At 74.0% G+C, this 26,983-nt stretch carries 26 protein-coding genes; 11 read left to right on the top strand and 15 right to left on the bottom strand.

The window, feature by feature from the left end:
* Positions 1 to 11: 11 nt before the first annotated feature.
* The 3 genes from mgrA to BJY14_RS47590 are packed head-to-tail and all read left to right on the top strand — an operon-like array spanning position 12 to position 1,913.
* Entirely contained in the window at positions 12 to 1,037 is a 1,026-nt protein-coding gene (gene mgrA, locus BJY14_RS42755) for an L-glyceraldehyde 3-phosphate reductase (protein WP_179848809.1), read from the top strand.
* A 60-nt stretch (positions 1,038 to 1,097) separates the two neighbouring features.
* Entirely contained in the window at positions 1,098 to 1,550 is a 453-nt protein-coding gene (locus tag BJY14_RS42750; protein ID WP_179848808.1) for a YbhB/YbcL family Raf kinase inhibitor-like protein, read from the top strand.
* 3 nt (positions 1,551 to 1,553) lie between these two features.
* Complete coding sequence (locus BJY14_RS47590) at positions 1,554 to 1,913, top strand: DUF6343 family protein (protein ID WP_218905849.1); 360 nt, start codon at positions 1,554 to 1,556, stop codon at positions 1,911 to 1,913.
* Between the two features lie 28 nt (positions 1,914 to 1,941).
* Here the strand turns inward: BJY14_RS47590 and BJY14_RS42740 are convergent, their stop codons facing one another.
* Positions 1,942 to 2,808 carry a helix-turn-helix transcriptional regulator gene (locus tag BJY14_RS42740; protein WP_179848807.1) on the bottom strand — a complete coding sequence of 289 codons (867 nt, stop codon included), beginning with the start codon at positions 2,806 to 2,808 and terminating at the stop codon, positions 1,942 to 1,944.
* Between the two features lie 108 nt (positions 2,809 to 2,916).
* On the opposite strand from BJY14_RS42740, the gene BJY14_RS42735 reads away from it, so the two are divergent.
* From BJY14_RS42735 to BJY14_RS42725, 3 genes are all read left to right on the top strand, one after another.
* The gene (locus BJY14_RS42735) at positions 2,917 to 4,356 is read left to right on the top strand and encodes an MFS transporter (RefSeq protein ID WP_179848806.1); all 1,440 of its coding nucleotides are present in this window, start codon (positions 2,917 to 2,919) and stop codon (positions 4,354 to 4,356) included.
* A gap of 231 nt (positions 4,357 to 4,587) precedes the next feature.
* Positions 4,588 to 5,595: a glycosyltransferase family 9 protein gene (locus tag BJY14_RS42730; protein WP_179848805.1), complete on the top strand. Its 1,008-nt coding sequence runs from the start codon at positions 4,588 to 4,590 to the stop codon at positions 5,593 to 5,595.
* Positions 5,596 to 5,648: 53 nt separating this feature from the next.
* Entirely contained in the window at positions 5,649 to 6,326 is a 678-nt protein-coding gene (locus BJY14_RS42725; protein ID WP_179848804.1) for an SDR family oxidoreductase, read from the top strand.
* A gap of 205 nt (positions 6,327 to 6,531) precedes the next feature.
* Here BJY14_RS42725 and crcB read toward each other — a convergent pair whose 3' ends face one another.
* Genes crcB through BJY14_RS42710 form a run of 3 tightly spaced genes read right to left on the bottom strand, consistent with a single transcriptional unit; the run spans position 6,532 to position 8,674 of the window.
* The gene (gene crcB, locus BJY14_RS42720) at positions 6,532 to 6,894 is read right to left on the bottom strand and encodes a fluoride efflux transporter CrcB (RefSeq protein ID WP_179848803.1); all 363 of its coding nucleotides are present in this window, start codon (positions 6,892 to 6,894) and stop codon (positions 6,532 to 6,534) included.
* The gene (locus BJY14_RS42715; RefSeq protein ID WP_312879740.1) at positions 6,891 to 7,406 is read right to left on the bottom strand and encodes a FluC/FEX family fluoride channel; all 516 of its coding nucleotides are present in this window, start codon (positions 7,404 to 7,406) and stop codon (positions 6,891 to 6,893) included. The genes crcB and BJY14_RS42715 overlap by 4 nt, the downstream gene beginning before the upstream one ends.
* Positions 7,407 to 7,423: 17 nt before the next feature.
* A complete protein-coding gene (locus tag BJY14_RS42710; RefSeq protein WP_312879739.1) occupies positions 7,424 to 8,674 on the bottom strand; it encodes an RNA-guided endonuclease InsQ/TnpB family protein in 1,251 nt (416 codons plus the stop codon).
* A 184-nt stretch (positions 8,675 to 8,858) separates the two neighbouring features.
* On the opposite strand from BJY14_RS42710, the gene BJY14_RS42705 reads away from it, so the two are divergent.
* A complete protein-coding gene (locus BJY14_RS42705; protein WP_179848801.1) occupies positions 8,859 to 9,647 on the top strand; it encodes a SigB/SigF/SigG family RNA polymerase sigma factor in 789 nt (262 codons plus the stop codon).
* 16 nt (positions 9,648 to 9,663) lie between these two features.
* Here the strand turns inward: BJY14_RS42705 and BJY14_RS42700 are convergent, their stop codons facing one another.
* The 5 genes from BJY14_RS42700 to BJY14_RS42680 form a co-directional block, all read right to left on the bottom strand.
* Positions 9,664 to 10,527 (bottom strand): trypsin-like serine peptidase, encoded by an 864-nt coding sequence (locus BJY14_RS42700; RefSeq protein ID WP_179848800.1) that lies wholly within the window; start codon positions 10,525 to 10,527, stop codon positions 9,664 to 9,666.
* A gap of 125 nt (positions 10,528 to 10,652) precedes the next feature.
* Positions 10,653 to 12,170, bottom strand: a complete 1,518-nt coding sequence (gene glpK, locus BJY14_RS42695) for a glycerol kinase GlpK (RefSeq protein WP_179848799.1) — start codon at positions 12,168 to 12,170, stop codon at positions 10,653 to 10,655.
* Between the two features lie 34 nt (positions 12,171 to 12,204).
* Positions 12,205 to 13,047, bottom strand: a complete 843-nt coding sequence (locus BJY14_RS42690; protein ID WP_179848798.1) for an MIP/aquaporin family protein — start codon at positions 13,045 to 13,047, stop codon at positions 12,205 to 12,207.
* 83 nt (positions 13,048 to 13,130) lie between these two features.
* Positions 13,131 to 14,804: a thiamine pyrophosphate-binding protein gene (locus BJY14_RS42685; RefSeq protein WP_179848797.1), complete on the bottom strand. Its 1,674-nt coding sequence runs from the start codon at positions 14,802 to 14,804 to the stop codon at positions 13,131 to 13,133.
* The gene (locus BJY14_RS42680; protein WP_179848796.1) at positions 14,801 to 15,574 is read right to left on the bottom strand and encodes a cyclase family protein; all 774 of its coding nucleotides are present in this window, start codon (positions 15,572 to 15,574) and stop codon (positions 14,801 to 14,803) included. The genes BJY14_RS42685 and BJY14_RS42680 overlap by 4 nt, the downstream gene beginning before the upstream one ends.
* 220 nt (positions 15,575 to 15,794) lie before the next feature.
* Between BJY14_RS42680 and BJY14_RS42675 the strand changes: the two genes are divergently transcribed.
* Both BJY14_RS42675 and BJY14_RS42670 read left to right on the top strand, forming a co-directional pair.
* The gene (locus BJY14_RS42675) at positions 15,795 to 16,934 is read left to right on the top strand and encodes a serine hydrolase domain-containing protein (protein ID WP_179848795.1); all 1,140 of its coding nucleotides are present in this window, start codon (positions 15,795 to 15,797) and stop codon (positions 16,932 to 16,934) included.
* Positions 16,935 to 17,019: 85 nt separating this feature from the next.
* Positions 17,020 to 17,865, top strand: coding sequence for a siderophore-interacting protein (locus BJY14_RS42670; protein ID WP_179848794.1), 846 nt, complete (start codon positions 17,020 to 17,022; stop codon positions 17,863 to 17,865).
* 13 nt (positions 17,866 to 17,878) lie between these two features.
* On the opposite strand, the gene BJY14_RS42665 is transcribed toward BJY14_RS42670, so the two are convergent.
* Both BJY14_RS42665 and BJY14_RS42660 read right to left on the bottom strand, forming a co-directional pair.
* Positions 17,879 to 19,237 (bottom strand): ABC1 kinase family protein, encoded by a 1,359-nt coding sequence (locus tag BJY14_RS42665; protein ID WP_179848793.1) that lies wholly within the window; start codon positions 19,235 to 19,237, stop codon positions 17,879 to 17,881.
* An 82-nt stretch (positions 19,238 to 19,319) separates the two neighbouring features.
* Positions 19,320 to 19,976 (bottom strand): QsdR family transcriptional regulator, encoded by a 657-nt coding sequence (locus tag BJY14_RS42660; protein WP_179848792.1) that lies wholly within the window; start codon positions 19,974 to 19,976, stop codon positions 19,320 to 19,322.
* Between the two features lie 91 nt (positions 19,977 to 20,067).
* Here BJY14_RS42660 and BJY14_RS42655 point away from each other — a divergent pair, with 91 nt between their 5' ends.
* Both BJY14_RS42655 and cphA read left to right on the top strand, forming a co-directional pair.
* Entirely contained in the window at positions 20,068 to 20,901 is an 834-nt protein-coding gene (locus BJY14_RS42655) for a cyanophycinase (protein WP_179848791.1), read from the top strand.
* A 2-nt stretch (positions 20,902 to 20,903) separates the two neighbouring features.
* Positions 20,904 to 23,543 carry a cyanophycin synthetase gene (cphA, locus tag BJY14_RS42650; protein ID WP_179848790.1) on the top strand — a complete coding sequence of 880 codons (2,640 nt, stop codon included), beginning with the start codon at positions 20,904 to 20,906 and terminating at the stop codon, positions 23,541 to 23,543.
* 172 nt (positions 23,544 to 23,715) lie between these two features.
* Here cphA and BJY14_RS42645 read toward each other — a convergent pair whose 3' ends face one another.
* From BJY14_RS42645 to BJY14_RS42630, 4 genes are all read right to left on the bottom strand, one after another.
* Positions 23,716 to 24,498, bottom strand: a complete 783-nt coding sequence (locus tag BJY14_RS42645) for a phosphatase PAP2 family protein (RefSeq protein WP_312879738.1) — start codon at positions 24,496 to 24,498, stop codon at positions 23,716 to 23,718.
* Between the two features lie 31 nt (positions 24,499 to 24,529).
* Positions 24,530 to 24,673, bottom strand: coding sequence for a hypothetical protein (locus BJY14_RS42640; RefSeq protein WP_179848789.1), 144 nt, complete (start codon positions 24,671 to 24,673; stop codon positions 24,530 to 24,532).
* Between the two features lie 276 nt (positions 24,674 to 24,949).
* Positions 24,950 to 26,107, bottom strand: a complete 1,158-nt coding sequence (locus tag BJY14_RS42635; RefSeq protein WP_179848788.1) for a 4-hydroxybenzoate 3-monooxygenase — start codon at positions 26,105 to 26,107, stop codon at positions 24,950 to 24,952.
* A 54-nt stretch (positions 26,108 to 26,161) separates the two neighbouring features.
* Positions 26,162 to 26,974 carry an IclR family transcriptional regulator gene (locus BJY14_RS42630; RefSeq protein WP_312879737.1) on the bottom strand — a complete coding sequence of 271 codons (813 nt, stop codon included), beginning with the start codon at positions 26,972 to 26,974 and terminating at the stop codon, positions 26,162 to 26,164.
* Between the last annotated feature and the right edge of the window lie 9 nt (positions 26,975 to 26,983).

Raw genomic sequence — 26,983 nt, 5'->3', positions numbered from 1 at the left:
TACTCCTGGCCATGACCTTTGTGGCAGACAGTGAGCGATACGAGCGCATCCCCTACCGGCGGTGCGGGCGGAGCGGGCTGCGGCTGCCGGCGATCTCGCTGGGGCTGTGGCACAACTTCGGCGACGACCGGCCGCTGGACGTGCAGCGGGCCATCCTGCGGCGCGCGTTCGACCTCGGCGTGACCCACTTCGACCTCGCCAACAACTACGGCCCCCCGTACGGGTCCGCGGAGATCAACTTCGGCCGGATCCTGCGCGAGGACCTCGCCCCGTACCGGGACGAGATGATCATCTCGACCAAGGCGGGCTACGACATGTGGCCGGGCCCGTACGGCGAATGGGGGTCGCGCAAGTACCTGCTCGCGAGCCTGGACCAGTCGCTGCGCCGGATGGGCGTCGACTACGTGGACATCTTCTACAGCCACCGCTTCGACCCGGAGACGCCGCTGGAGGAGACGATGGGGGCGCTGGACCGGGCCGTCCGGTCCGGGAAGGCGCTGTACGCGGGGATCTCGTCCTACTCCCCCGAGCGCACCGCCGAGGCGGCGGCGATCCTGCGCGAGATGGGGACCCCGCTGCTGATCCACCAGCCGTCCTACTCGATGCTCAACCGCTGGATCGAGGGCGGGCTGCTCGACACGCTCGACCGGGAGGGCGCCGGCTGCATCGCGTTCTCGCCGCTGGCGCAGGGCATGCTGACCGGCAAGTACCTCGACGGCGTCCCGGAGGGGTCCCGGGCGAGCAGGGGCACGTCGCTGTCCACGGACCTGCTCACCGAGGAGAACCTGCGGCATGTCCGCACCCTCCACGAGATCGCCGGATCGCGCGGGCAGTCGCTCGCCCAGATGGCCCTGGCCTGGTCGCTGCGGGACGGCCGGGTCACCTCGGCGCTGATCGGCGCGAGCAGCGTCGCGCAACTGGAGGAGAACCTCGCCGCCCTCGACCGGCTCGACTTCACCCCCGACGAGCTCGCCGCGATCGACCGGGACGCCGTCGAGGCGGGGATCAACATCTGGGCGGCCTCCAGCGCGGGCTGACCAGCGCGGGGACCGGGACGGCGCGTGCATCGACCGGGCGTCACGGGGCACGAGCACCCCATGGAAGAGATGACGCTGAGGAGCGCCGCCTTCGGCGACCACACGCTCATGCCGTCGGACTACTCCCACGACAGCGGGGACCTCTCGCCGCCGCTGGAGTGGTCGCCCGTCCCCGAGCGGGTGGTGGAGCTGGCCCTGGCGTGCGAGGACCCCGACGCCCCGTCCGGCACGTTCGCGCACTGGCTGCTCGCCGGCATCGACCCGGTGACCACCGGGCTGGACGCCGGGGAGCGGCCGACCGGCGCCGTCCTCGGGCGCAACGACTACGGCTCCGCGGGCTACGGCGGGCCGAAGCCCCCGGTGGGCGACGACCCGCACCGGTACTTCTTCCGGCTGTACGGGCTGGCGGAGCCGTCCGGGCTGCGCGACGGCTTCACCGCCGAGGACCTGCGCACCGCCGTCGAGGACAAGATCGTCGCGTCGGCGACGCTCGTCGGCACCTACGCCAGGTGAGCCGTGGGCGGCACCGGACCGGACGGGCCCGACCGGAACGAGCCTGACCGGCGCGAACCCGGCCGGAACGAGCCCGAGCGGCACGGCATCGGCCGGGAGGACCCCGGCTGGCACGGCCCCGGGTCGCACGGGCCGTACCCGCACGAGCAGCCGCGCGGGGACGAGCCGCTGACCGCGCGCAGCCCCCTGCTGCTGCGGGCGGTCCTGTCCGCGGTCGCGCTGGTCGGCGCGGTGGCCGCCGCGATCGTGTTCACCCTGAACGCGTCGGGCGGCGGCCCCTGGACCGCGGCGGGCATCTGCGCGGCGGTCGCCGTCATCGCCGCCGTCGACCTCGTGGTGATCGCGCGGCGCGCCCGGCACTGAACCCCGTGCCGCTCATGACGGGCGCCGCTCAGTGCCGGTGGTCGGTGGCCGCGGCCCCGGGGTCGGCGAGCAGCCGGCCGATCCGGTCCCGGCTCTCCTCGTCGGCCGGCGTGTAGGCGACGAGCCGCGCGTTCGGGGACGCGGTGATGTCCATGCTCGTGGTGCGGGTGCGGATCTCGCCGACGGCGGCGTGCCGGAAGACCTTGGCGCTCGGCCCCGGCAGTGCCACGTCGTGGGACGCCCACAGCTGGGCGAAGAGAGGACTGGCCGCCTGCAGGCGCCGGACGAGGTCCTTCCAGCCCGGTTCGTCCAGATGCCTGCTGTACCGGTGCCGGAAGACGGCGACGTGGTCGGGCGCCGTCTCCTCCAGGTTCACGACCGGGTTGCAGCACGGCGGCAGCGTGAACATCTTCCACAGCGTGTTGCGCTCGCACGGCCGGGCGTTCACGAGGTGCGGGAAGATCGCCGCGTAGGCGGCGTTCCAGGCGAGGATGTCGGAGCGGGCGGTGACCACGGCGGCGGGCAGCGGCACGAGCGCGTCCAGGATGCCCTGGACGTCCTCGGGCAGGCTTTCGGCCTCCTCCTCGACCGCCGCGTCGGGGACGTCGGCCAGCCGGTACAGGTGCTCGCGCTCGGCGCCGTCCAGCCGCAGGGTGCGCGCCACCGCGTCCAGCACCTGGGTGCTGGCGTTGATCGGGCGGCCCTGCTCCAGCCACGTGTACCAGGTGACGCCGACCCCGGCGAGCTGGGCGACCTCCTCGCGGCGCAGGCCCGGCGTCCGGCGCCGCAGGCCGGGCGGCATCCCCACGTCCTCGGGGCCGATCCGCTCGCGCCGGCTGCGCAGGAACGCCGCCAGCTCCGTGCGGCGGCGCGGCGCCGCGGGCGCACTCGTCATCGTCACTCCCCCAGACTGGCCCAGCCCGGCGCCGTCTTCCAGGTGCTGTCAGTACCAGTATCGACAGGCTCTCGTTACCGGTACTGGGCCGCCCTCACGATCTTCCTCATGACTCAGACAACCGATCTGCGCGGGACCATTCCCGAACGGGGGTCGCGGAACGGATCCGGCGGGCCCGCGCTCGCGGTCATCCTGCTCGGCCAGTTCATGGCCATCCTCGACGTGAACATCGTCAACGTGGCCCTCCCGACGATGCGCGCGGACCTGCACGCCTCGGGCGCGGGGCTCCAGCTCATCGTGGCGGGCTACGTCATCTCCTACGCGGTGCTGCTGATCACGGGGGCGCGCCTCGGCGGCGTCGCGGGCCACCGCCGCCTGTACCACCTCGGCCTCGCGTCGTTCACCGCGGCGTCCCTGGCGTGCGGGCTGGCGCCCTCCACCGGGACGCTGGTGCTGTTCCGCTTCCTGCAGGGGGCGGGCGCGGCGATGCTGACGCCGCAGGTGATGTCGATGATCCAGCGGGACTTCGCCGGAGCGGCCAGGGCGCGGGCGCTCGGCTTCTACTCGGCCGTCATCGCGGGCGGCACCGTCGTGGGGCAGGCGGCCGGGGGCCTGCTGGTCGGCACGGACCTGTTCGGCGCCGGCTGGCGGACGGTCTTCCTCGTCAACGTGCCGATCGGCGCGGCGCTGCTGCTCGCCGGGCCGCGCGTGCTGCCCCGCGACGAGGCCGCGCTGCGGACGCGGCCGCTGCGGACCGAGCTGGACCTGCCGGGGCTGCTCACGCTGGCCCCCGCGGTGCTGCTGCTCGTCGTCCCGCTGATCATGGGGCACGAGCTGGGCTGGCCGCTGTGGGGCTGGGCCGCGCTGGCCGCCAGCGCCGCGTTCGCCGCCGCGTTCGCCGCCGTGGAGCGGCGCGCGGCGGCGGCCGCCGGACGGCCGCTGATCTCGGCGCGGGTGCTGCGCGCCCCCCTGCTGGCCCCGGCCTGCGTGGCGATCGTGATCGCGCCGGCGAGCTGGGGGACGTTCCTGTTCACCACGACCCTGCACCTGCAGGGGGACCTGCGGATGTCCCCGCTGGAGTCGGGGCTGGCGTTCGTGCCGTGCGTCACCGCGTTCGGGCTGGTCGGGCTGAACTGGCAGCGGCTGCCGGCCCGCTGGCACCGGCGCGCCGTCCCGGCCGGGTTCGCCGTGGCGGGGGCGGGCTACCTCTTCGTCGGCCCCCTCGCCGGAGGCGGCCTCGCCTACGAGGCGCTCACCGTGGTCATCGGGTTCGGGCTCGGGGTGATGCCGATCGTCATGACGACCGCACTGCGGCACGTCCCGCCGGGCGACGCGGCCGACGCCAGCGGGCTGCTGCTCACGCTGATGCAGCTCGCCCAGGTGATCGGCATCGCCACCGTCGGCACGCTGTTCCTCACGCTGGCCGAGTCCGGCGGGTCGACCCGGCACGCCGAGTACGGCACCGGGTGGGCGCTCGCCAGCACGGTGCTGTTCGGCGCCCTGTGCGCTCTCTCCCTGACCCGTGACCGGACCCCTGCTCGCCGATGAACCGCACGAACAGGACGGTGGGCCCGTCTTCCCCCCGGGGCGAGCGGATGCCGCATCACCCGTCACTCGTCTTACCTGCGGCTCTTCTGGCACCGGCGTTTAACGGCGCGGCTCCCGGCTATGTCCGGAATTACGTATAGGGGATTTCTTTCGTCCCGGCCGTCCGGAGCCGGGCGCCCGGGACGAAGGCACTCCCCCGCCTCGCCGAACAAGCACCGGAACGGGGGGCTCATGCGGGTGCTCGTGGCACGACAGGACGACATGGGCGACGTCCTGCTCGCCGGGCCCGCCGTGCGGGCGGTCGCCGAGCGCGCCGGCGAGGTCGTGCTGCTGTGCGGGCCGCGCGGGCGCGCCGCGGCCGACATGCTGCCCGGCGTCGACCGGGTCGTCGAGTGGCGCGCCCCCTGGGTCGACCCGGACCACGTGCCCGTCGAGCAGGCCGACGTCGACCGCCTCGTCCGGGAGCTGCGGGGGTTCGACCGGGCGCTGATCCTGACCTCGCCGCACCAGTCGCCGCTCCCGCTCGCGCTGCTGCTGCGCCTCGCCGGGACGCCCTGGATCGGCGGCATCAGCGAGGACGACCCGGGGTCGCTGCTGGACCTGCGGCACCGGCCCGATCCCGGCCTGCCCGAGCCGCTGCGCATGCTCGCCCTGGTGGAGGACGCCGGGTTCGCGGCTCCCGCCGACACCCGCCTGGCCGTCCGCGGCCCGCTGCCCGACATCGACCACCTCACCGGCGGCCCCGGCTACATGGTGGTGCATCCGGGGACGTCCGTCCCCGCGCGCGCCTGGCCGCCCGGGCACTGCGCCGAGGCGGTGCGGCTGCTCGCCGCGGCGGGGCGCCGGGTGGTCGTCACCGGGCACGCGGACGAGAAGGAGCTGACGGCCCGGGTCGCCGGGGAGGACGGCCTGGACCTCGGCGGGCGCACCAGCCTGCCCGAGCTGGCGTCGGTGCTGCGGAGCGCCTGCGCCGTCGTCGCCGCCAACACCGGCCCCGCGCATCTCGCGGCGGCCGTCGGGACGCCGGTCGTGTCGCTGTTCGCCCCGACCGTCCCGGCCGCCCGGTGGGCGCCCTTCGGGGTCCCGCTCGCGCTGCTCGGCGACCAGCAGGCGCCGTGCAAGGACAGCCGCGCCCGCGAATGCCCGGTGGACGGCCACCCCTGCCTGTCGTCGGTCGGCCCCGACGAGGTCGCCGCCGCGGTGGAGATCGTGGCCTCGGACGAGGCGGGCCCCCGATGAGAGCCGAGGCGCTGCACCCCGCGCCTGCTGTCGACCACGAAAGGAGACGCGTCATGAACGTCCTCATCACCGGCGGCGCTTCCGGACTCGGCGCGGCCGTCGCGCGCAAGGTCGCCGACGACGGCGGGCGGCCTCTCATCCTCGACCGGCACCCTCCGAAGGAGGACTTCGAGCACATGCAGGCCGACCTCGCCGACCGCCGGTGCGCCGAGCGCGCCGTGCACTGCCTGGCGCGCGCCGCGGGCGGGCTCAACGCCGTGGTCACCGCCGCCGGGATCGACGCCCGGGGGGCGCTGTGCGAGGTCCCCGCCGAGGACTGGGAGCGGGTCGTCCAGGTGAACCTGCTCGGCACCGCCGCCGTCGCGCGCGCCGCGCTGCCCTACCTGGAGAACGAGCCGCACGGGCGGATCGTCACCGTCGCCTCCACCCTGGGGTTGCGCGCCAAGGGCGACGCGACCGCCTACTGCGCGTCCACGTCCGGCGTCGTCGGCTTCACGCGGGCGCTCGCCGCGGAGACGGCCGGGAAGGTCGCGGTCACCCTGGTCGTGCCCGGCGGGATGGACACCGCGTTCTTCGACGACCGCGCCGACAAGTACAAGCCCGGCCCGGAGACCAGGCTGAGCCGTCCCGAGGACGTGGCCGCCACCATCGCGTTCGCCCTGGCCCAGCCGTCCGGCTGCGAGGTGCGCGAGCTGGTCGTTTGCCCCTCCGAGGAGCCGTCGTGGCCGTGACGGCCTCCCGCCGGCGCGGCGGGCCGGTGGGGAACGCCTTCGCCCGGGCGGCCTGCCCGGGGCGGAAGGAGGCCGTGCCCAGACGGTGACAGTCCAAACACCGCCGGTTTACCCAGAAGCCCTCTTGGGCAGAGTCTCCTCGCGGCCCACTCGCGAGCTCGGAGCCAAGTGCCCCGAGCTGCGAGCATGGGCCGCGCCAGGTTTCTCAGCCGGTGACGGCCTGGGCGATCGCCATCCCGCAGTAGGCCGCGCCGAGCCCCGCGACGATGCTCGCCGCCGCGTTGGCCACGGCGTAGAAGCGGGTCCCGTCCTCGGCGAGGCGCAGGGTCTCGTAGCCGAACGTGGAGTACGTGCTCAGAGCACCGCAGAAGCCCGTTCCGGCGAAGGCCATCACGCCCTCGTGCGCGGGCAGCGCCGCCAGCAGGCCCAGGACGAACGACCCTGAGACGTTGACGGTGAACGTCCCCCACGGGAACACCGAGTCGTGCCGGGCCTGGACGGCGCGGTCGGTGAGGTAGCGCAGCGGAGCGCCGAGCGCGGCGCCCAGCACGATCAGCACGATGGTCACTCGCCGCTCGCCTCGCTCCGCTCGCCGCACCGGATCCGCGGGGCCGCCTCCCCGCGGCGCGGGCGAGCCAGCAGCCGGGTCACCCGGACGCCCGTGAAGACGGCCGCGAGCGCCGCCGCGAGCGTCCCGGCGAGGTAGGCCAGCCCGACGAGCGGCGCCCCGTGGTTCACCAGCTCCTGGGCGTCGACGACATAGGTCGAGAACGTGGTGAAGCCGCCGAGCACCCCCACCCCGAGGAACGGCCGCACGAGCCGGTGCGCCGTCCACGTCTCGGTGACGAGGACCATCAGCACGCCGATCAGGAGGCACCCCGAGACGTTCACCCAGAAGACGGCCCAGGGGAACTCCCCCGGCCGGTGCGGGAACACGCTGCCGAGCCCGTGCCGCGCCAGCGCCCCCAGTGCCCCGCCGGCCGCGATCGCCGCCAGGACCCCCCACGGCCCTTCGCGCAGCTCGGACCGCTGTCTCGGAACATGCAGGTCGACATCGGGATCTACGGGACGGCCGGTCACGGAAAAAACGCACACTCCTACCATTGACGCGCTCCCCGGCCTGAGGGCCGGGGATTCAGCCGTGCCGCGTGTGCGGCGCTTCTGCGGCTTCCTGTTTCACTGGGTCCTGCCTTCCGCTGGGCGGGAGGTCTTGCGGTCCCTCCGCAGGCGTTTAGCCTGTCCGCCCGTCCGGCGGCCAGGATGTTGTTCGCGGCGTTGACATCCCGGTCGTGGACCGCACCGCACGCGCAGGCCCACGTGCGAATATGCAGCGGCATCGACTCGGCGACCGTCCCGCAAGCCCCGCACAGCTTCGAGGAGGGGAACCAGCGGTCCACCTTGGCGAAGGTGCGCCCGTGCCGGGCGGCCTTGTACTCCAGCATCGCGACGAACTGGGACCAGCCCGCGTCGTGCACGGACTTGGCGAGCCGGGTACGGGCCAGACCGGACACGCACAGGTTCTCCACGTAGACCGCTTGGTTGTCGCGGACCAGCTGTGTGGAGAGCTTGTGGTGATGGTCGCGCCGCGCGTCGGCGACCCGCGCGTGCAACCGGGCGACCCTTGCAGCGGCCTTGCGCCGGTTCGCCGACCCCTTGGTCTTGCGGGACAGAGCCTGCTGCGCTTTGCGTAGCCTGCGCTCGGCGCGGCGCAGGAACCTGGAGCTGCTGATCTTGCGGCCGTCCGACAGCACCGCGAAATGCGCCAGCCCCAGATCGACGCCGACCTCGGCTTCCGTCCGCGGCAGCGGCTCGTCGGCGGTTTCGACGACGAACGAGGCGAAGTACCGGCCCGCCGCGTCCCGGATCACCGTCACCGACGACGGCACCGACGGCAGCGTGCGCGACCACCGCACCGGCACGTCCCCGACCTTGGGCAGCCGCAGCCTCCCACCCGCGGTGATCTTCCAGCGGGCATTGCGGGTGAACCGGATCGCCTGCCGCCGGTCCTTGCGGGACCGGTACCGGGGCGCCGCGACCACACGGCCCTTCCGGCCCCCTGACACCGACGCGAAGAAGTTGCGGTAAGCGGTGTTCAAATCAGCCAGGGCCTGCTGCAGGACGACGGCCGACACCTCGCCCAGCCACGCCCGCTCAGGGGTCTTCTTCGCTTCGGTGATGACCCGCTTGGACAGCTCCCCGTCCGACGGGTACGCCGGCCCGGCCGCGCGCGCCTGCTCGCGTGCGCGCAGGGCGTCGTTGAACACCACTCGCGCGCACCCGAACGCCCTGGCCAGCGCCTGCTGCTGACCGGGAGCCGGGTAGAGCCGGAACCGGTACCTGAGCTGCACACCACGATGCTACTGCCGTCTATGAAAGGTCAGACGCAGGCACCGGCGCGGCGGGCCCCACCGCCGTTTCCCGTTTCCGGGGCGCTTCGAGCCTACCGGCACCGTGTGAGCGGAACTTCTCCGGGTAGTGGGACGGCACCGAAGATCCTCCTACCCCCACCAGCCTCGCTGGAAGGGAGCGCGTATGCCGTGGGCGGAGTCCACCGGCCGGTTCGACGACGGACAGACCGAGACGCTTCTCAAGGAAATGAACCGGCTCCAGGTGACCGACCCCCTGCGGGAACGGTTGCGCGAGCGCATCGTCGATCTGCACAGGCCCCTGGTCCGCAGCGTGGCGCGCCGCTACGCCAACCGGGGGGAACCTCAGGACGACCTGCAGCAGGTCGCCTACCTGGGCCTCGTCAAAGCCATCAACCGGTTCGATCCCGCGGTCGGGGACCGGTTCGTCACCTACGCCTACCCGGTGGTCACCGGCGAGGTGAAGCGGCACTTCCGCGACAAGACGTGGGGCGTCCGGGTGTCGCGCCGCATCCAGGAGCTGCGGCCGATCCTGCACAGCACGGTCCAGGACTTCACCCGCGAGCACGGCCGCTCCCCCACCACCGGGGAGACCGCCGCGCTCATGGGCATCACCGAGGAGGAGACGGTCGAGGTCATCATCGCCTGCGACGCCTACCGCCCGCTGTCGCTGGAGGCGCCGGCCGACGGGACCCCGGACGGCGAGGCCGGCACCGTCGGCGAGTACCTCGGCTCGGAGGACCCGGCGCTGGAGGCCTTCATCGACGGCCACGCCCTCAGGCCCCTGATCGACGACCTGCCCGAACGCGAGCGCACGATCCTGCTGCTGCGGTTCTTCGGCAACAGGACGCAGACGCAGATCGCCGAGCAGATCGGCCTGTCCCAGATGCACGTCTCCCGGCTGATCCGGGCGACCCTCGACCGGCTGCGCTCCGGCCTGCTGACCGAGCGGTGACCGCCCGCCCGGCCCGTCAGGGCTTGGGCAGCGCGCAGGCCTTGCTCAGCACGACGTCGCTGCCCTGGCCCAGGCAACGGGCGAGCAGGTACGTCTGCTGCCCGTAGTGGATGCCCCGCCGGACGGTGACCTTCCCGGCTCGGTCGATCTCGCACGGGTTGTTGAGCGTGCAGCGCTCCCCGTCGTCGTTGCCGGTGTTGTTGATGGCGACGACCTGGTGCGTCCGGGCGTCGATGACCGGCGACCCGGACGTCCCGTGGATGGTCTGGCATTCCGGCTTGTAGCGGATGGAGTCCTTCCACGTCCAGTCCGCCTCGCGCAGCCGGTAGACGGTCGCGTCGATGTCGCAGCCGTAGATCTTGCGCCAGTAGCCGGACACGACCCGGATCGGCGTCCCATCGTGCGGCCTGGCCGTCGACAGGCGCAGCGCGGGGATCCCGTAGCGCTTCTGGATCGCCGCGTACGACGTGTTGAGCCGGTACACCGTCACATCGGTGTCGGTCATCGTGGCGTACTCGACCCTGGTGGCCTGGAGGGTGCCGAGGTTGCGGCCCCCCGTCCGGTCGAGGAGCGTGAACGTCCGGGACGACCTCTGGTCCACGATCACCTCGCCGGCCTCCGGCATGCCCGACTCCAGGCAGTGGCCGTTGGTCAGCACCAGCGCGGCGTCGGTGTCGCGCGACCGGGGCCCGCGCACGAGTGAGCCCGAGCAGTTGCTCAGCGCGACGATGCCGGTGAAGTCGACCGCGGCCCGCTGGGCGGGCGGCGCCTCGGGCCGCGCGGGCGCGGCCTGCGCGGAACCGGCGGAGAACGCCGCGGCGCCCGCGAGGGCGAGCGTCCCGGCGGCGGTGAGGGCGGCTGCGGCGATGCGGCTGGGCATGCGGATCCTCTCGGGCGGGCCGGCGGCGGGAACCGCCCCGGCCGGGACGACGCTGTCTCGGCGGATGCTAGATCATTTGATTCCCGCGGAGAAGCACCGCCGCCCTTCCCCGCGAGGCACCCTTCTCAGTCGACCTCCACCCAGCCGTACGTGCGCTCGACGGCTTTCTTCCAGCCTGCGTAGCCCTGTTGGCGTTGGTCGTCGTTCCAGGTGGGGTGCCAGCGTTTGTCTTCGTTCCAGTTCTGGCGGAGTTCGTCGGTGGTGTTCCAGAATCCGACGGCCAGGCCGGCGGCGTAGGCGGCGCCCAGGGCGGTGGTCTCGGCGACGACGGGGCGTGAGACGGGGACGCCGAGGATGTCGGCTTGGAGTTGCATGCACAGTTCGTTGGCGGTGACGCCGCCGTCGACCTTGAGGACGTCCAGGGAGACTCCGGAGTCCTCGCGCATGGCCTCGACGACGTCGCGGGACTGGTAGCAGATGGATTCCAGGGTGGCGCGGGCCAGGTGGGCGTTGGTGTTGAAGCGCGACAGGCCGACGATGGCGCCGCGGGCGTCGGATCGCCAGTAGGGGGCGAACAGGCCGGAGAAGGCGGGGACGAAGTAGACGCCGCCGTTGTCGTCGACCTGCCGGGCCAGTGCTTCGCTTTGCGCCGCGCCGGAGATGATGCCGAGCTGGTCGCGCAGCCACTGCACGGCCGACCCGGTCACCGCGATCGACCCCTCCAGCGCGTAGACGGGAGCCGCGTCGCCGAACTTGTAGCAGACGGTGGTGAGCATCCCCGCCTTGGACCGGACGAGTTCCTCGCCCGTGTTGAGCAGCAGGAAGTTGCCGGTGCCATAGGTGTTCTTGGCCTCGCCGGGAGAGAAGCACACCTGCCCGACGGTGGCGGCCTGCTGGTCACCGAGGATGCCGGTGAGCGGTACCTCGCCGCCGAGCGGGCCGTTCGCGCGGGTCGTCCCGTAGGCGTCGGGCGCCGAGGACGGCTTGATCTCCGGCAGCATCGCGCGCGGGATCCCGAAGAACGACAGGAGCTGGTCGTCCCAGGCGAGGGTCTCCAGGTCCATCAGCATGGTGCGGCTGGCGTTGGTCGGGTCGGTGACGTGCACGCCGCCGTCCGTCCCGCCGGTGAGGTTCCACAGCACCCAGGTGTCGATGTTGCCGAAGACCGCGTCGCCGTTCTCGGCGGCCTCCCGGACGCCGTCGACGTTCTCCAGGATCCACTGGATCTTGCCGCCGGAGAAGTACGTCGCGGGCGGCAGTCCGGCGCGGTGCCGGATCGTCTCGCCCCGGCCGTCGCGTTCGAGCGCGGACGCGATGCGGTCGGTGCGGGTGTCCTGCCAGACGATCGCGTTGTAGTAGGGGCGCCCGGTGCGCCGGTTCCACACCACGGTCGTCTCGCGCTGGTTGGTGATCCCGAACGCGGCCAGGTCGCCGTGCGACAGGTTCGCCCTGTTCAGCGTGCTCTCGATGACGGAACGGGTCCGCTCCCAGATCTCGGTCGGGTTGTGCTCGACCCAGCCGGCCTGGGGCAGGATCTGCTCGTGTTCGAGCTGGTGGCGGGCGATCTCGTTGCCGCCGTGGTCGAAGATCATGAATCTGGAGCTGGTCGTGCCCTGGTCGAGCGCTCCGACGAAGTCGGCCATGGACTCTTCCTTTCCGCCCGCGGGAACGGGCCCGTCAGGTGACGTCGTACTCCGGCTCCGGCCCCGTGGGCAGGCCGCCCTCCTCTTCTGGAAGGTGGCGCCCGACGAGCAGCAGATACAGCCCGGCGCCGAGCACGCCGCCGATCAGCGGCGCGGCGATCGGCACCCAGAAGTACAGATCGCCGTACTGGTCCCGCCAGGCGGTGTCGTAACCGGTGATGTACTGGGCGAGCCGCGGCCCGAAGTCGCGGGCCGGGTTGATCGCGTAGCCGGCGGCGGAGCCGAACGCCATCCCGATCGCCACCACCACCAGGCCGATGATCAGCGGTGCCAGGTTGGCCAGCGGCGGCGCGTTGCGCAGGTCGGTGAGGGCCAGGACGAGGAACAGCAGGATGGCGGTGCCGATCACCTGGTCGCGGAACGCGCCCCAGGTGCCGATCGGCAGTGAGCCGTTGCCCGGCAGGGTGGAGAACACGAACTGGGTCTTCAGGGTGTGGCCCGGGTCGAACTTGGCGAGGATCTCGGTGTAGTCCCACCGGACGATCAGCGCGGCCACGAAGGCGCCGAGCGTCTGAGCGAACCAGAACGGCACGACCCGGCGCCAGGGGAACCCCTTGAACACCGCGAGTGCCAGCGTCACGGCGGGGTTGAGGTGCCCACCGCTGGTCCGGGCCGCGACGTACACGCCGAGCGTGACGCCGAAGCCCCAGGCCCAGGCGATGCTGTTGTGGTCGCCAAGGCTCTGCGGTTCGCCGAGCCCGCTCGCCGCCACGACCTGGGCGACGACGCCGACGCCGAACAGGATCAGGATCAGCGTGCCGGCGAACTCCGCCAACATCTGCTTGGCGAGTTCGGGGAGCCTCGGCCCTCGCGACATGTCTCCTCCTCGGACGTGTGAACCAGGCCACGGCGGCCGTGATCGTGATCGTTCCCAAGGAGGGCGCGGCTACACAGAGTCAGTCAATGACCACGGAACGCCTCTTCCAGCCACCACGCGGGGCGACTGGCGATCTTGGCGTCCACGACCATCGGCCGGTCGCGCGGCCCCGCCAGCCAGCCGGCCACCGCCGCGAGGTCGTCCGGTGTCCGGACGGTCGCCGCCGCGCAGCCGAACCCGCGCCCGATCGCGGCCAGGTCGGCGGGCGGGAACGTGACGGCGTCGAGGGGGTGCCCGCCCGGGCCGAAGTGGTGCACCTCGGCCCCGTAGGCCTCGTCGTCGTAGACGAGCACGAGCAGGCCGAGCCCGAGCCGGACCGCGGTCTCCAGCTCCGCGACCGACATCAGCGCGCCGCCGTCGCCGAGCGCGGCGACGGTGAGCCGGTCCGGGCGGGCCACGGCGGCGCCGATGGCGGTCGCGAGGCCGAGCCCCACCGACTGGAACGCCTGCGTGAACACCAGGCCGTCGTCATCGGGGACGTCCAGGAACATCGCCGGGTAGCCCATGAAGTTGCCGGAGTCGACGGCGACCGTGCGCTCGCGCGGCAGCATCCCGTCCAGGGCGATCGTCAGGGTGCGCGGATCGATGCGGGGGCCGCCACCGTCCTCGCCGGGATGCTCGTCGTAGGGGACGTCCTGCCAGCGGCCCTCGCGGGCGAGGCGCTCCGCCACCTCGGGCGTGCGGTAGCCGGTGGCCCGGTGCCCGCGCGCCTCGAGTTCGGCCGAGGCGGCCCGCGCGGTCTCGGCGGCGTCGCCGATCAGGGCGAGGTCGACGGGGCGGTGGGCGCCGAGGGCGTGCGCGTCCACGTCGACCTGCACGAGCGCGGCGTTCCGGCCGATGAGGGCGCCGTGCCGCGTCGTCCACATGTTCAGCGAGCAGCCCCAGGCGACGACCAGGTCGGCGCCGCGGATCAGCTCCGCCGCGGCCGGGGTGGCGAAGCCTCCGCTGACGTCCAGGGCGAACGGGTCGCCGGCGAACAGGCCGCGCGCCACCGCCGACGTCGCGGGCAGCGCCCCGCAGCGTCCGGCGAGGTCGGCCAGGGCGTCGCGGGCGCCCGACAGGCGCGCGCCGCGCCCCGCGACGAACACCGGCCGCCGCGCCGCCTGCAGCGCGTCGGCGAGGCCGGCGACCGCGGCGGGCGGCGGCACCGGCAGCGCCGGGACCCGCCCCGCACGCGCCCGCGCTGAGGCCAGCGCGGGCGCGTCCGGCAGGTCGGCGGCCTGGACGTCCAGCGGCAGCCCGAGCAGCACCGTGCGCCGCTCGGCGACCGCCGTCCGGCAGGCCCGGGCCACGTCGGCCAGGGCGGTCTGCGGGGAGTGGACGCGCTCGGGGACGGCGCCGACCGCTGCGGCGATCGCCGCCTGGTCGACGCGGAAGTTGGAGCGGACCGCGGCGGCGGCCACCTCGCCCGCGACCACCACCAGCGGCGTGCGGCTCTTGGCGGCCTCGGCCATGCCCGTCACCGCGTTGGTAAGGCCGGGCCCCTGGTGGACGGTCACCACGCCGAGACCGCGGCTCACCCGCGCGTACGCGTCGGCCATCGTCACCGCGCCGCCCTCGTGGCGGGCGGCGACGAACCGGGCTCCGCTCGCCGCGAGGGCGTTCGTGACGTGGAAGTTGCCGCTGCCGACGACTCCGAAGACGGTGCCGGCGCCGAACCGCGCGAGGGTCTGCCCCACGGCCTCGGCGACGTTCATCGCTCGATCAGCGCGAGCACCCGGGCGGGGCTGCCCGAGCCGCCGACGATCGGCAGCGGCGAGGCGAGCAGCACGGCGCCGCGGGCCGGGAGCCGGTCGAGGTTCCGGAGCTGGGTGAGGCCGTACTTGCCGGCGCCGAGGAAGTAGGAGTGGCACGGGAACGGCGGGTCGAAGCCGTGCGCGGCGCCCGCGTCGGTGCCGACGGTCTCCACGCCGAGGCCGAGCAGCGGCGTCTCCTCGGCCAGCCACCGGGCGCACTCGGCCGAGATCCCCGGGGTGTGCGGGCCGTTCTCGTCCGCGTTGAGGAAGGCGTCCTGGTCGGCGGCGCGGGCGTCCCAGCCCGTCCGGTAGAGGAGCCAGCCGCCGTCCGGGAGCGGGCCGTGCGCCCGCTCCCAGTCGCGGACGTGGTCGATCTCCAGCAGGAAGTCGGGGTCGGCGGCGGCGCGCCCGGAGGCGTCCAGCACCACGGCGGGCGCGACGAGCCGGCCGGGCGGGACCTGCGCGACGTCCTCGCCGTCGCGGCCGGTGGCCCAGTGCACGGGGGCGTCGAAGTGGGTGCCGACGTGCTCTCCGGTCTCGATGTCGTTCCAGTACCAGGCGGGCCCGCGGTCGTCGTAGCGGCTGATCTCCTTCAGCCGGAACGGGACCGTGTTGGCGAACGGCTCCGGCAGCCGCAGGATCGGCGTGCGCTCCGACAGCGGAGCGGTCAGGTCGACGATCTCCACGGAGCCGTCGGCGACGGCGGCGAGCAGCTGGGCGAGCACGGACATCGTTCCTCCGGCGGCGCGGACGGCTGAGGGGGACGCGGGTCCGACGAACGTACCGCAGCGGGCCCTGTCCGGAGGGTCGCCGGGCGCAGGCCGCGGGCCTTTGTTCCACGACGCCGGGGACGCCTCCGGATTTCGTCGTCCCGCACCATGGACGCGGCGCCGCGGCGCGGCCACCATCGGGGCGGAACCCCAGCCGCCCCCGCCCCCCCACGGAGGTCCGATGCGCCGCAGGCCCTGGACGCTCGCACTCGCCGCAGCCGCCGTCACCGTCGCCCTCGCCGCTCCCCCGGCGCAGGCCGCTTCCCCGGCGCCCTCTCCGCCGCCCCCGCCGTCCGCCGGCGTCACCGAGGCCGCGCGCGGCTTCGACCCCCTGCTCCCCTCGTCCGACCCCGTCGCGCTGCGCGAGGCGTACCGGCCGCTCGCGGTCACCTACAGCTACGAAGGGCAGAAGCACACCCTCGACGACTACCTCGCCCGGACCGGGACGCAGGGGTTCGTCGTCCTGGACCGCGGTGACGTCGTCTTCGAGCGCTACGTCACCACCAACCGCGACACCCTGTTCCAGTCGTGGTCGATGGCGAAGTCGTTCACCTCGGCCGCGATCGGCATCGCGCTCGGCGAGGGCTTCATCGACTCGATCGACGACCCGGTCACCCGGTACGTCCCGGAGCTGAAGGGCTCGGGGTACGACGGCGTCTCCCTGCGGGACCTGCTGCGGATGTCGTCGGGCATCCAGTGGACGGAGACCTACGACGTGCCGTTCGTCCACGTCGCCGCGAGCCTCGGATATCCGCTGACCGAACTGGCCAAGCGGCGCAAGCGCGGGTGGGAGCCGGGGACGAGGTTCGAGTACACGAGCATGAACTCGTTCGTCCTGTCCTGGGTCGTGGCCAAGGCGACCGGGGTCCCCTACCACGCATACGTCCAGAAGAAAATCTGGGAACCGGCCGGGATGGCCTCCCAGGCGTATCTCGGCAACGACTCCAACGGCAACAGCATGGGGTACTGCTGCTACTACGCGACCGACCGCGATTTCGCACGGTTCGGCCTGCTGTATCTGAACGGCGGCAGGGCGAACGGGCGCCAGGTCGTCCCCGCCTCCTGGGTGACGGAGTCGACGCGGCCGTCCGCCTCGTTCAACAGGGGTTACGGCCTGCAGTGGTGGCTCGGCGAGAACGGCGACTTCTCGGCCAACGGCCTCGGCGGCCAGCTCATCTGGGTGTCGCCCCGGTACGGCGTCGTCATCGTGAAGTCGACGCTGGCGACCGTCCTCGCCGGGGAGGAGACCGACGCCGCCTTCGAGGCGATCGCCGCCGAGGTCGCGCGGACCCGCACGGCCCGCACGGCCGCGGCGCACTGACCGCCGGGCCCGCTGGGGAACATTCCGGATCGACCAGAGGTTAGGGTTCCCTAAGCACTGTGATCCGGATCATCGGAGGGACCGTATGGCGACGGAACCGGCAAGCAAGGGGCGCAGGCTCCACCGGGGGACGGTGCTGCGCACCGAGCGCCTCGCACCGCACATGATCCGCGTGGTCCTCGGCGGTGACGGGCTCTCGGACTTCGGCGCGGGCGAGTACACCGACCACTACGTGAAGCTGCTGTTCCCCCGGCCGGGCGTCGCCTACCCCGAGCCGTTCGACATGGAGCGGGTGCGCGCCGAACTGCCGCGCGAGCAGTGGCCGAGCACCCGCACCTACACCGTCCGCGCGTGGGACGCCGCGGCGGGCGAGCTGACGATCGACTTCGTCCACCACGGCGACAAGGGCCTCGCCGGCCCGTGGGCGGCGAGCGCCCGGCCCGGCGAGGAGATCTTCTTCAACGGCCCGGGCGGCGGGTACGCGCCCCGCGCCGGCGCCGGCTGGCACCTGCTCGCCGGTGACGAGAGCGCCCTGCCCGCGATCGCGGCCTCCCTCGAACGGCTCCCGGACGGCGCCCCCGCCCGCGTGTTCGTCGAGGTGGCGGGGCCCGAGGAGGAGCAGGACCTGCGCACGCCCGGCGACGCGGAGATCGTCTGGCTGCACCGGGGCGGCGGCCGGGTCGGCGACCTGCTGGTCGAGGCCGTCCAGAAGCTCGACTTCCCGGACGGGGAGGTGCACGCCTTCGTGCACGGCGAGGCCAACTTCGTCAAGGCGCTCCGCCGCCACCTGCGCGTCGAGCGCGGCCTCCCCCTCGACCAGCTGTCGATCTCCGGCTACTGGCGGCTCGGCCGCGACGAGGACGGCTGGCAGTCCGGAAAGCGCGAATGGAACCAGCGCGTGGAGCAGGAGGAGGCGCGGGCCCTGGCCTGAGCGCCGGGCGGGCTCAGGCGGTGACCTGCGCCTGGTCGTCGAGGTCGGGGTCGGTGTCGGTGGAGAAGCCGGGCAGCCAGCGCTCGGCTTCGGCGCGGAACTCGCCCTCGGCCTCCAGCTGGCACAGGACGCCGCCGCAGCCGGAGAGGGCTCGGCTGACGGCCAGGTACTGCGGCGGCAGGCGGAAAGCGCGGGCGAGCGCGCCCGGCCGCAGGTCGGAGGCCAGGCCGAGCCCGCGGGCCGTCTGCTCGCGCAGCCACTCGCGGGAGTAGCGGAAGCGCTCCACGGCGAACGGGGCGGCGTGCGGGGCGACGAGTGCGGCGACCTCATCGGGGTCCACCTCGGCGTCCCCGACCAGGAAGCCCTCCTCGAACAGCGCGTCCACGATGTCGTCGGGATCGCCGAGGGTGCCGATGCGCAGCAGCCGCCCGATCGACCACTGGAGCTCGGCGGGGACGCGGGCGGCGCCGCCGAAGTCCATGACGCCGAGGCGGCCGTCGTCCAGCATCCGGAAGTTGCCCGGGTGCGGGTCGATGTGGATCATCTCGCAGCGGGCCGGGCCGGACAGCAGGAAGCGGAACAGCAGCAGCCCGGCGCGGTCCCGCTCCGGTCGGCCGCCCTCGGCGATGACCCTGGCGAGCGGCGTCCCCTCCAGCCACTCGGTGACCAGCACGTTGCCCGACTGGGCGACGACCGCGGGGACGGCGAAGTCCGGGTCGCCGTCGTAGGCGTCGTGGAAGGCGGTCTGCGCGCGGGCCTCGTCGACGTAGTCGAGCTCCTTCTCCAGGCGGCGCTTGAGGTCGGCGATGACCGGCTTGACCTCGACGCCGGGGAACAGCGGCGTGACGAGGCGGCTCAGGCGGGAGATCTGGTTGAAGTCGCTCATGAGGGCCCGGGCGGCGCCGGGGTACTGGACCTTGACGGCGACCGTGCGGCCGTCGCGCCAGACGGCCTTGTGGACCTGGCCGATGGACGCGGCGGCGGCCGGGCGGTCGTCGAACTCGGCGAACATCGCGCGCCAGTCCTCGCCGAGGCCCTCGGCGAGGACGCGGTGCGTCGTCGCGGCGGGCATGGGCGGCGCGGCCTCCTGCAGGCGGGTCAGGCTGGCGCGGAACGGGCCGGCGACCTCCTCCGGCAGGCCCGCCTCGAAGATCGACAGCAGCTGGCCGACCTTCATGGCGCCGCCCTTCAGCTCGCCGAGCACGGCGAACAGCTGCTCGGCGGTGCGGCGCTGGACCTCCAGCGCGACGGCCTCGGCGGGGCGGCCGATCGTCCGCTTGCCGAGACCGAGGGCGGTGCGCCCGGCGAACCCCAGCGGGAGGCTCGCCAGCTTGGCGGTTCGCGTCACCGCGCGGCGGGGGATCTCGCTCACGGCCCCTCTTTCGACGATGCGTCCAATGACTTTCAGCCTCTCACGGGGCGCAGTGCCATGAAACGGTCACGCCCCGACATGTTCAGCGTCCGGCCGCGCCCGGTGATTCCCCGCCGCCGGGGCAGGGCCGCAGCAGCAGCTCGACGACCTCCAGCGCCTGGTCGATCTCCGGCCGGTTCCCGCCCAGGTAGTGGGCGTACATGAAGGAGTCGGCGACCCGGACGATGGCCTGCGCGAGCGTCCGGGTCGGCAGCCGGGTGCGCAGCGCGCCGCGGTCGATCTCCGCCTGGAGCTCGCCGGTGAGCAGCTCGGTGGCGCGGTCCTCGATGGTGCCGGGCATGGTGGCCAGCCTGATGAACAGCCGGGGCTCGCGCTCGGTGAACGCCTTCAGCGGCTCGGCGCCCACCACCGCGCGCATGAACCGGTCCAGCACGGTGAGGATCCGCTCGGCGCCGGCGCCCCCGACGCCCCGCGCGGCGACGCGGTAGGTGCGCTCGGTCATCTCCCCGAGCACGGCGGCCAGGAGCTGGTCACGGCCGCCGACCCACCGGTACAGGGTGGCCCGCCCGACGCCGAGCTCGGCGGCGAGCGCCGACATGTCGATCGGCTCGCCCCGCAGGTAGTGGGCGGACGCGGCGGCCAGGGCGGCGGCGCGGCCGCCGTGGAGCGGGCCCGGGGACGGGCCGGCCGTGCCGGACGGCGCCCGGACGGCGTCGTCCGCGGGAACGGGGCCGCTCATCGGCCCAGCATGTCACAGCACGGCGCGCGCCATCCCATGACTTGTCGCGTTCGCGCGACTACAGGAGGTTATCGGGGGTAGCAAGGCAGGTGTGAACCACAAACACGGGGGCGCCGGACGCAAGGGCCGGCTGCTGATCATCGGTGGCGCGGAGAACCGGACCTGCGGCTCCGGCCCGCTGGAGACGTTCGTGGAGCTGGCGGGCGCCGAGGACGCGCGGATCGTCGTCATCACCACGGCGACGGAGGTGCCCGAGGAGGTCGCCGACGAGTACACCGCCGTGTTCGGGCGGCTCGGCGTGTCCTCGGTGCGCGAGCTGCGGCTGCTCGGCCGGGCGGCGGCCGACGACGCGGCGACGCAGCGGGCGCTGGAGACCGCCACGGGCGTGCTGTTCAGCGGCGGCGACCAGTCCCGGATCCGGACCCTGGTCGGATCGAGGACCAACGAGCTGCTCAAGCGCCGGCTCGACCAGGAGGGCCTGGTGATCGCCGGGACCAGCGCGGGCGCCACCGCCATGGGCCACTGGATGATCCTCGGCGGGCGCGGCCACGAGGTCGCCGCCTCCACCGTGAAGGTCGGCCCCGGCCTCGGCCTCCTCGACAACGTGCTGATCGACATGCACTTCAACGAGCGGGGGCGGCTGCCGAGGCTGATGAGCGGGATCGCGCTCGACACCCGGCTGCTCGGCGTCGGGATCGACGAGGACACGGCGATCGTGGTCGGCGACGGGCGGTTCGAGGTCGTGGGGACGGGCGTGGTCACGGTCGTGGACGCCGGGCAGTCGACGGTCGCCTACGCGGCCTCCGACGACGAGCCGATGGCGATGCTCGACGTCTCGCTGCACCTGCTGCCGGCCGGGTGCGCGTTCCAGATGAACGACCGGCTCCCGGCGATCGGCAACATGCGCGGCCCGGAGGAGGGATAGCGGTGCGACTCGATCATGTGCGCCGCCTCGGCGGCCCGAACGTCTACCTGGCCCGGCCGGTCGCGATCGCGCGGCTGGACCTGCAGGGCCTGACCCGCCACGAGACCACCGACCACCCCGGCTTCGCCGAGCGGCTCGTCGACGCCCTGCCCGGGCTGGCCGACCACCACTGCTCCGCGGGCCGCCCGGGCGGGCTGCTGGAGGCGATGGCGCGCGGCACCTACTTCGGCCACGTCACCGAGCACGTCACGCTGGAGCTGTCCGGTCTGATCGGCCGCGAGGTGTTCTTCGGCCGGACCGTGCGCGCGGGCGGGCCCGCCGAGTACGACGTGATCCTGGAGTGCCCGCCCGACGAGCCGTCCGCCAGCCCGGTGGTGGAGCGGCTGATCTCCCTGGCGGTGCGGATCGTGAACGGGGCGCTCGCCGGGCTCGTCCCCGACACCTCGGCCGACCTGGCCCGCGTCGCCGCCGTCCACGAGGAGGAGCGGCTCGGGGTGAGCACGGCGGCGCTGGCGCGGGCGGCGCGCGAGCGGGGCGTGCCGGTGCGCCGGGTCGGCGGGCTCAACCTGCTGCGGCTGGGCTACGGGCGGTACCGCCGGACGGTGTGGGCGGCGATGACCGACGCCACCTCGGCGATCGGGATGGAGGTCGCGGGCGACAAGCGGCTCGCGCACCGCCTGCTCGCCGACGCCGGCCTGCCCGTGCCCGAGGGGCGGGTCACGGCGTCCCCGGGCGAGGCGCTGGAGGCGCTGCGCGCCGTCGGCGGCCCGGTGGTCGTCAAGCCGCTGGCGGGGCACCAGGGCGAGGGCGTGCACATCGAGCTGACCACGCCGCCGGAGGTGGTGGCCGCGTTCGCGTCGGCGGCCGGGGACGGCGGCGAGGTCCTCGTCGAGAGCTACATCCCGGGCAAGGACTACCGGGTGCTCGTGGTCGGCGGCCGGGTCGCGGCGGCGGCCGAGCTCACCGCCGCGTGCGTGGTCGGCGACGGGGCGGCGCCGGTCGCGGCGCTGGTGGAGCGGGTCAACGCCGACCCGGCGCGCGGCGAGGGCCACGACCGGCCGCTGACCCGGCTCGTCCTCGGCCCCACCGAGCTGGCGCTGCTGGAGCGGCAGGGGCACGGCCCGCGGTCGGTGCCCGCCGACGGGGAGCGGGTGTGGCTGCGCCGCAACGCGAACCTGTCCACGGGCGGCACCAGCCGGGACGTGACCGCGGACGTCCACCCCGAGGTCGCCGCGATGTGCGTGCGGGCCGCCGCGGCCGTCGGCATGGACGTGTGCGGCATCGACCTGCGGCTGCCCGACGCCGGCTCCCCGCCGCCCGCCGAGCACGGCGCCGCCGGGATCCTGGAGGTCAACGCCGCGCCGGGCCTGCGCATGCACCTGGCGCCGCACCAGGGCGCGGGCCGCGACGTCGCCGCCGACATCATCGGCCTGATGTACCCGGAGGGGACCCCGTCGCGCGTGCCGGTCGTGTCGGTCACCGGCACCAACGGCAAGACCACGACCGTCCGGATGATCGCGCACATGCTGGAGCTGGACGGGCGCCGGACCGGCATGACCAGCACCGAGGGCGTGTACGTCGGCGGGCGCCTGGTCCACCGGTCCGACGCGTCCGGGCCGCGCTCGGCGGAGATGGTGCTCGGCGACCGGTCGGTGGAGGCGGCCGTGCTGGAGACCGCGCGGGGCGGCATCGTGCGGCGCGGCCTCGGCTACGACCGCGCCGACGTCGCGGTCGTCACCAACATCACCCGCGACCACCTCGGCGTGGACGACACCGAGTCCGTGGACGACCTGGTCGACATCAAGTCCCTGGTCGCCGAGGAGATCCGGCACGGCGGCCACGTGGTCCTCAACGCCGAGGACGAGGCGTCGGCGGGCATCGCCGGGCGGCCGGGGGTCCGCGAGCGGGACCCGGTGCTGCGCTACTTCGCCCTGTCCCCCGACGCCCCCGTCCTCGCGGCCCACCTGCGCCGCGGCGGCGCCGGCTACAGCGTCAGGGACGGGTGGCTGACCGAGGCGCGCGGCGACCGCCGGACCCCGATCCTGCCGGCCGCGGAGGTCGCGGGCTCCTTCGGCGGGCACGCCCGCCACGTGATCGCCAACGCGCTCGCCGCGGCGGCCGCCGCCCGCGGCCTCGGCGTGCCGGTGGAGGTGGTGGCGCGGGCGCTGCGCTCGTTCGACCCGCACACGCGCAACCCCGGCCGGGGCTGCGTGTACCAGGTCGGCGCCAACCCCGTCCTCGTCGACTACGCGCACAACCCGGCGGCGGTCGGGGCGATGGGCGCGTTCATCACGGGCCGCTGGGGCGGCGCGGGGGTCGCGGCGGTGACGCTGCCGGGCGACCGCTCCGACGAGCTGGTCGGCGAGACCGCCCGGGCGCTGGCGGGCTCGTTCGGCCGCGTCGTCGTCTACGAGGACGAGGACCTGCGGGGGCGGCGCTCGGGCGAGATGACCCGGCTGATCGTCCAGGGGCTGCGGGAGGTCCGCCCGGACGTGCGCCACCACCCGGCCGGGGATCTGAAGGGCGCGCTGGCCTCGGCGCTGGACATGGCGGCGCCGGGCGAGCCCGTCCTGCTGCTGTACGAGAAGCTGCAGCCGGTGACCGAGCTGCTGGAGACGCTGGGCGCGGAGCCCGCAAGCTAGGCTGTGTCGCACAGTCCCGGCCCACTTCGCTCGCCTGGGGCTCGCTACGTGACCGTGCCTGGGCGAACGCGGCATCGCTTCGCGATCTGCCCGGTGCCGCTCGCCTCCGGCCTCGCTCCACCGGGCAGCTCACGCGTTCGCGCGCGTGGCCCAGGCGACTTCGAGGCAGGCCCTAGCCGTGGCGGTCCGCGGGCGGCGGGCGCAGCAGCAGGACGGTGACCGTCAGCAGCGCCAGCACCACGATCCCGTCCAGCCAGTAGTGGTTGGCGGTGCCGACGACGACCGCGATCGTCGCGACCGGATGCAGGAGCCACATCCACCGCCACCGCGTCCGGGACGTGACGACCAGCCCGAGCGCGATCACGGCCGCCCAGCCGATGTGCAGGGACGGCATGGCCGCGTACTGGTTGGCGATCGTGTCGGTCTGCGGCGCCCCGTATACCGAGGGTCCGTACCGGGCGGCAGTGTCGACGAGCCCCGCGGCGGGCAGCATGCGCGGGGGCGCCAGCGGCACGAGCAGGTGCAGGACGAGCGCCGCGGCGGTGAGCGCCACGAGCACCCTGCGCACCCACCGGTAGTGGGCGGGCCGCCGCAGGTAGATCCAGAGCAGGAACAGCACGGCCGCCGGGAAGTGCACGTAGGCGTAGTAGGAGTTGGCCGCGTGCACGAGGAACTGGCTGTGCAGCAGCCCGTGCTGGACGCCCGCCTCGCCGGGCAGCCCGAGGACGCGCTCCAGGCGCAGGACGCGGTGGGCGTTGTCGAACGCCTCGCTCACCCGCCCGTCCGCCAGCAGCCGCCCGAGCTTGTAGGCGGCGAACAGCACGATGATCAGCAGGAGCTCGCGGACGGGCCGCGGCCGGCCGCCGGGGCGCCCCGCGGCCGCGCCGGCACGTCCCGGCCTGCGCAGTCGTGTTAACGCGCCGGCCTGGCGGGGCGGCTGGTCGAGGAGGCTCACTGCGCTGTCCTTCGCATCGGTTCTGCGCCGGTCAGGGCCGGTCGGGGGCGGGCTCGCGGCCGCCGCCGGGCCGGGCGGGGACGACGAGCAGATGCCGAAGCCTTTCACCTTCCGCGTCCGCGTGGGGCACGGCACGCGCCGTCGGCCGCCGGGCCGGGGCCGGCGGTGCCGCCACGGGTCTCACCGTAGACCGAACTTGCCTAGGAGGCAAAATTTCAGGGGCTGCCAATTTCGGTGACGTGCATCTCACCCGGCTCCCCCGGGCCCGCCGCCGCTAGCCTGTGTTTCCACGTCCCGGCCCACTTCGCTCGCCTGGCGGCTCGCTACGTGACCGGTACTGGGCGAACGCGGCATCGCTTCGCGATCTGCCCGGCTCCGCTCGCCTCCGGCTTCGCTCCACCGGCCAGGTCACGCATTCGCGCGCGTGACCGGAGCCACTTCGAGACAGGCCCTAGCCGAGGGGAAGGCCGGTGTAGTTCTCGGCCAGGGAGGTCTTGGCCGCCTCCGAGGAGGCCACGTAGTCCAGGTGGGAGCGCTGGAGCCGGCGATCGAAGCCGGTCGCGGCCGGGTCGGCGTGCAGCAGCGCCGTCATCCAGTACGAGAAGTGCTCGGCCCGCCACACCCGCCGCAGGCACGTGTCGGAGTAGCCGTCCAGCAGCGTGTCCGACCCGGAGGCGTACCGCTCGGCGAACGCCCGCGCCAGGACGGTCACGTCGGACACCGCCAGGTTGAGGCCCTTCGCCCCGGTCGGCGGGACGATGTGGCCCGCGTCGCCTGCGAGGAACAGCCGGTCGTGCCGCAGCGGCTCGGCCACGAAGCTGCGCATCGGCGTGATCGACCTGTCGGTGATCGGGCCCTCGCGCAGCTCCCAGCCGTCGTCGGTGGCGAACCGCGCCGCCAGCTCGTCCCAGATCCGGGCGCCCGGCCACGCGGCGAGGTCCTCGTCCGGCGGCACCTGGAGGTAGAGGCGGCTGACCCGCGGGGAGCGCAGGCTGTGCAGCGCGAACCCGCGGTCGTGGTGGGCGTAGATCAGCTCGTCGGTGGAGGGCGGGACGTCGGCGAGGATCCCGAGCCAGGCGAACGGGTACTCGCGCTCGAACGTCCGCAGGCCCGGCACCGCCGGGCGGCTGACGCCGTGGAACCCGTCGCAGCCGGCGATGTAGTCGCAGTCCAGGGTGCGGGCCCGGCCGCCGTCGCGGAAGGTCACGCTCGGCGCGCGGGCGTCCAGGGCGACGACCTCCGCCTCGAACCGCACGTCGCCGCCGTCGGCCAGCCGCCGGGCGACGAGATCCTTGACGATCTCGGTCTGCGCGTAGACGGTCACGGTCCGGCCGGTGAGGTCGGTCAGCGGGATCCGGTGCCCGGCGCCGCCGAACCGCAGCTCCAGACCGCGGTGGACCAGGCCCTCCCGGTCCAGCCGCTCGCCGACGCCGCTCTCGCGCAGGACGTCGGTCGTGTTCTGCTCCAGCATCCCGGCCCGCTGCCGGTGCTCCACGTACTCGCGGTCGCGGCTCTCCAGGACCACCGAGTCGATCCCCTGGAGATGGAGCAGATGCGACAGCAGCAGCCCCGCCGGCCCGCCGCCGATGATCGCCACCTGGGTCCGCATCGATCCTCCTCGTGATGGGTTCGCCCGCCGATCGTCGCGCCCGTCACCGCAGGTTCAGGCGCCGGTCTTCCGCTCGGCGGAAAACGTCTCGGGGCCTGTCCGCCAGTGCGCCGCGACGTCCCGGGACAGGGCGCGCACCGCGGTCGTCAGCGGCGGCAGCAGCCGGCGCAGGTCGGCGCTGCGGGTGCTCGACACCAGCGACATCGCCGCGACCACCTCGCCCGCGCCGTCGCGCACGGGGGCGCCGACCGACGACGCGCCGAGCGTCATCTCGTCGCGGGTCACCGCGTAGCCGGAACGGCGGACCTGCTCGACGCAGCGCCGCAGCTCGCCGGGGTCGGTGATGGAGCGCACCGCGTGCCGGGGCAGCTCACCGGCCAGGACCTCCTCGCGCACCCGCGGCGGCGCGAACGCCAGCAGCACCTTCCCCACGCCGGTGGTGTGCAGCGGCAGCGTCGCGCCGACCTGGGTCACGACCGGCACCGACCGGGTCCCGCGCAGCCGCTCCACGATCAGCACCCGGTCGTCGCGGAGCACGCCGAGCTGGACGTTGTCGTGGGTGGCCTCGTACAGGTCCTCCATGTGCGGCAGGGCCAGCTCCCGCAGCCCGGTGACCGCCGGGGCCTGGCTGCCGATGCGCCACAGCCGCGTGCCGATGCGGTACGTGCCGTCCGGCACCCGCTCCAGGAACCCGCCGCCGGCCAGCTCCCCGACGAGCCGGTGGCCGGTCGCCAGCGGCAGGCCGGCCCGGCGGCAGATCTCGCTCAGGTTGAGGCGGACGCCGCCCTGCGCGAAGGCGTTCAGGATGGCCATGACCTTGCCCGTCACGCTGACCGGCCGCGCGCCTTCCGCTCCGTCCCCTTCCACCTGGCTCCT

This window comes from Actinomadura luteofluorescens, assembly GCF_013409365.1.
Classification (GTDB): Bacteria; Actinomycetota; Actinomycetes; order Streptosporangiales; family Streptosporangiaceae; genus Spirillospora; species Spirillospora luteofluorescens.
The sequence above is the reverse complement of the archived record's forward strand: the minus strand, read 5'-3'. Positions and strand labels throughout refer to the sequence as shown.